This is a genomic window from Bartonella sp. AC130YNZD, from assembly GCF_042196865.1.
Taxonomy (GTDB): Bacteria; Pseudomonadota; Alphaproteobacteria; order Rhizobiales; family Rhizobiaceae; genus Bartonella.
Window position 1 is genome coordinate 1 of record NZ_JBHIQZ010000056.1, and the last position, 4,445, is coordinate 4,445.

General features: G+C 40.5%; 6 protein-coding genes and 1 pseudogene. 5 read left to right on the forward strand and 2 right to left on the reverse strand.

Features of this window, described 5'->3' with window-relative positions; translation table 11 throughout:
* The 4 genes from ACFINU_RS09125 to ACFINU_RS09140 all read left to right on the forward strand — a co-directional run.
* Window positions 1-1,229, forward strand: a 1,229-nt coding sequence (locus ACFINU_RS09125) for a Bgr_08870 family protein (RefSeq protein ID WP_375667605.1), incomplete at its 5' end; no start/stop codon positions are given.
* Window positions 1,230-1,371: 142 nt separating this feature from the next.
* Window positions 1,372-1,560, forward strand: coding sequence for a hypothetical protein (locus tag ACFINU_RS09130; protein ID WP_375618871.1), 189 nt, complete (start codon window positions 1,372-1,374; stop codon window positions 1,558-1,560).
* Window positions 1,561-1,661: 101 nt separating this feature from the next.
* Window positions 1,662-1,940: a type II toxin-antitoxin system RelE/ParE family toxin gene (locus ACFINU_RS09135; RefSeq protein ID WP_375618870.1), complete on the forward strand. Its 279-nt coding sequence runs from the start codon at window positions 1,662-1,664 to the stop codon at window positions 1,938-1,940.
* Window positions 1,941-1,950: 10 nt separating this feature from the next.
* On the forward strand, window positions 1,951-2,259 hold the full coding sequence (locus ACFINU_RS09140) for a HigA family addiction module antitoxin (protein ID WP_375618869.1): 309 nt from the start codon (window positions 1,951-1,953) through the stop codon (window positions 2,257-2,259).
* Between the two features lie 75 nt (window positions 2,260-2,334).
* On the opposite strand, the gene ACFINU_RS09145 is transcribed toward ACFINU_RS09140, so the two are convergent.
* Entirely contained in the window at window positions 2,335-2,586 is a 252-nt protein-coding gene (locus tag ACFINU_RS09145; RefSeq protein ID WP_375618868.1) for a type II toxin-antitoxin system prevent-host-death family antitoxin, read from the reverse strand.
* A gap of 122 nt (window positions 2,587-2,708) precedes the next feature.
* On the reverse strand, window positions 2,709-3,230 hold the full coding sequence (locus ACFINU_RS09150) for a Rha family transcriptional regulator (RefSeq protein ID WP_375615282.1): 522 nt from the start codon (window positions 3,228-3,230) through the stop codon (window positions 2,709-2,711).
* Window positions 3,231-3,702: 472 nt separating this feature from the next.
* Here ACFINU_RS09150 and ACFINU_RS09155 point away from each other — a divergent pair.
* Window positions 3,703-4,445 (forward strand): annotated as a pseudogene (locus tag ACFINU_RS09155) (phage tail protein); the annotation flags it as partial.

Genomic DNA, 4,445 nt, shown 5'->3' on the forward strand with positions numbered 1-4,445 from the left:
ACCAAGCTCTTTTAGCTGTTGAGGAAAAGATAGACGAAAAGGCGCCTTTACACCACACGCATACCATAAGCGAAATCACAAATCTAGAAAGCGCTCTCAATGGCAAGATGGCAGCGGATAAAACTTTCTCATTTGCTGATTTAAGCGATATCGAAGGCGCAAAAGATGCTGCCAACAATTATGTTCTCTATAAATCAAGCAACAATAACTTTACCTTTGGGAGTGCTGTCTCACTGTTAGGCGCACACCAACATAAAACGGAAGATATCGTGGGGCTTGATGATTTTAGAGCTAAGATCAATCAAGATCTGACAAGCTATGGACGCCTCACAAGCCCAAATGAATGGCAAGGTTACAATAAATTTACCAGCAAAGTTAGCATGAGTGGTGGCTTAGAGCTATTAGGAAATTCTCCGTTTAGCCTCACCCATAATAATGAAGTCATCACAAGTTTAAGCACAACGGGAAGCACATTGAAAGGACCTTTAAAAGTCGATGGAGATCTTGTTTATACGAAAGCGCAAGTAGATGCTTTATTAGATTCTTTAATCAAAAAACGTAAAGAAGAATACGTTGAAATTACCATGCTGCAGAGTGGCAATATTCCCTGGCCTGACGGTGTCTCAGATGATACGGAAATTGAAATTACGGCTTGGGGAGCTGGCGGTAGCGGTGGTCAACGTGGAGGTGGTGGTGGCGGTGAATGTGTTACTCTAAAAATTCAAAAACGCCAATTACAGAATAATGATGTAGTGACTATTGGAAAAGGCGGATATGGAAATGGTGGGAATGGTGGTAATACACTAGTTGGTTCTATTCTTACAGCACGAGGTGGTAAGGGGAATAACGGTTATATTGGTGGAAATAGTGGCGGTGGCGTTTCAGGTGGTAGTGGCTATATTTCCAACAACGAGAGTGGTTTTTCAGGAAAAAGCCATGCATGGCATGGAGGAGGAGGCGGTGGCGGTGGTACCAATAATGGTCGTGGTGGCAATGGGGGGGATAGTAGCTATGGTGGTGCAGGTGGAGGTGGTAGTGGAGGTGATGGTCGTGTACCTAATAATGGAGGGAATGGTGGAAAAAGCCAGTATGGTGGCAATGGAGGAAACGGCGCTGAATTAGGCAAAGGCGGTGGCGGTGGCGGCGGGTATCGAGATGGCGAGGATGGAACAGTAAGTGGTGCTGGACGGGGTGGAGATGGCGCAGTTAAATTAAAGGTTTTTGTATAAGTTTTTAAAGGCTTTATATGATTTTCAAAGCCTTTTTATTGATCTTTCAAAGCCCTTTAAAAGGTTTTTTTTGACTGACAGTGTCAAACTTATGAAAGGGAGCTCTTGTTGTTATGTTTTCTCCATTGATTTGGAGAGCAAAATGACAATAGAATTTAAACTTTGTATTCACTTTATTAAGGATGGTAAGAGATCTGAATTTTTAGCAATATTTGATCAGACAGTTATTGGTGTGGTTGTAAAATCCTTGATGTTGACGTGCAAGTTTATTCCCTCCATGAGTTTGTGCTTCTCTTTACGCATGAGTTGGAGAAAAGAAAAACAAGTCTAGACGATAAGGGGTTCTAATGGGATGTTACTGTTTTTTCCATTTTAGCACTTATAATGTAAGCTATTTGTTGACATTAACAGTATTTTACGCTATATAAAAGAATGATTAAAACGTTTAAAAGCAAAACATTGGCAGAATTATTCAAAACGGGAAATTCATCCAAGATTGATAAGAAACTTGTAAAACGTATCATGGTTCGTCTTGATCGTTTAGATATTTCTGAAAGACCAGAAGATATGAATCTTCCAGGATTCAACTTTCATTCTTTGATTGGATATTCACCCACTCGTTACACTGTCCACGTTAACGGACCATGGTGTATTACCTTTGAATTTGACTCATGTAATGCTTACCGTGTTGATCTTGAACAATATCACTAAGGATACAGTTATGAATGACATTCCTGCACAAAGAGATAAAAACCGTTGTCCTACTCATCCAGGAGAAGTTTTAGCAGAAATTATTCCTGAAACAGGCAAAACAAAATCAGAAATTGCGCAGATGCTTGGTATATCACGCCAACATCTCTATGATATTCTAAATGCCGAAAAGCCTATATCTCCTTCTCTTTCGGCTTGTCTTGGCAAAATGTTTGGTGATGGAGCTGCTATATGGTTACGTATGCAAGCTAATTATGATGCTTGGCATGCTGAACGTGAAACAAATGTTAGCAAAGTTCCAACACTTCACGCTGTTTGATCTCTTCCTCACTCTCAAGGGATAATGTTTTATGGAATACTGGATAAATAATAATATCGAACAACATCCCCCGCTTTAAACATGTTCATCACTATTCAAAATGTCATCTAAACCACGATTTAAATCATCTAATATATTTTGCGGTGCATCTGCATAAACAAAAGATTGTGCACCAGAACGAGATTTTACTAATTCATTATATAAATCAACAGGAAGCATAATGATTTTTTCACGCCCTCGTTTTGTCAAAGCGACAGGTGTAGACATAGCCTCGTCTAAAATATCGCCTGCCCCGCGATTTATATCTGTAAAACTATATTTTTTCATATGCACATCCTATCTTTAATGTATAATACGTATTATACGTACAATATATATTATGTAAAGATATTTTACGGCATTAACTACCTCCCCGCCTCAAGGCGAGGAGATAAAATCATGTTTTTAACTTAAGCTACTTTTGCAACAGGGCTTACTAAAACTCGCTTGGCTTCTTCAACAAGCGTTTTATAATGTTTGCTCTCTTCTGCTAATGTAAAGGCTTTAACAAGATGCATGTGAAGCGGTCCATAAATATAAACAGCTTTTTCAGTAGGTCCCATTTCGTCCCAGTTGCTTGGAAAATCAAAGCGTGTATCACGGTCATTATCAATTAATTGGTTTTTTAAATCATAGAAAGCTTTAACGAGTGCTTTTTTAAACGCACGCACCGTATCATTGTTACGCATATAGGTCATGAGTAGAGTGGCTTGTGGTTCGTTGAGAATAGCAACTTCTCTCTTTTGACCACCTTTACCGTCTCTTTTACTCACTTGGATTTCAAATCCAAGTGAACCAAACTCTTCAAAATCCTTACGATTATTGCGTACTAACTGTATAACTGTTTTATGCGTATTCCCCACACCCTCAGCAATTTTTAAAGAGGTTGTGACAACGATGCCATCATTGTTGATTGTCACTAAATTGTTCATGATGAACTCCTAATGGTTTTAATGTCTCTATTGACACCCCCAAGGGTGCCGGGCGTTAGAAACACGGCCATTAGTCCGTCGCTATGTCTTCCCCTCGTGAGAAGGTATTGTATAGCATAGCTACACCCGACAAAATCGTTATATGCCAATAATAGCATAAAAGACAATCAGTATTTTAAATGCATGGGAGAGATCTTACGTGACCTATCCGCTAATGGTTTAGTGTTTCTAGCACTTGTGATTCGAATAACATGAGGGTTTATTAGTGTCAATATGCTTTTAAAAAATTATTTCACATATTGTTGTTTTCAAAGGATCGCATTTGAAATGCTACCCTTTACTATTCACTCGCATTTGAAATGCGAGTGAACCAAAATCCTTATGATTTGCTGTTTTAAAGGGTGCGATTTCAAATCCAACCCTCATTTTTTCCATTCATTTCATTCGCCAATATTTCAAAGGAGCATAAAGTATGGCAACAGGTTTTTTACACGGTGTTGAAGTCGTTGAAGTTGACGACGGCACCCGCCCTCTTCGCGCGGTTCAATCGGCAGTTATCGGAATTGTTGGCACAGCACCCGATGCCGATGAACAAGCATTTCCCCTCAACACACCCGTTTTGGTAACGGGCTCTCTTTCACAAACCGCAAAACTGGATACAACAGGTAAACGACGCGGCACTTTACCCAATGCCCTTGATCTTATTTTCAAGCAAGTGGGGGCTATTGTCGTTGTCGTACGCGTGCAAGAAGGTGACAACGAAAATGCAACACTCACCAATGTTCTAGGCGGTGTGAACGCAAATGGTGCTTATGAAGGCGTTCATGCTTTCATTGGAGCACAATCCATTGTAGGACAAACACCACGTATTCTGATTGCTCCAGGCTTTACGCACAAACGCCCTATCAGTCTTAGCAAGATTGATGTGACGAACCAAGGAAGCGGTTACACTCAAGCAACAGTTAAAATTGCCGGCGGTGCAGAAGCAGAAGCAATCCTGAAAGATGGAAAAGTAACTTCTGTTGTCATTAAGAACGGTGGCTTTGATTATCACACCGCCCCAAATGTGACGATTGAAGGGGATGGCACTGGAGCGACAGCCAAAGCCGAAATCAGTGCAACCTCTAATCCTGTAGCAGCAGAACTGATTGGCATTGCCGAGCGTCTACGTGCTATTGTGGTGCTTGATGCACCAAACACGACAGATGAAGCAGC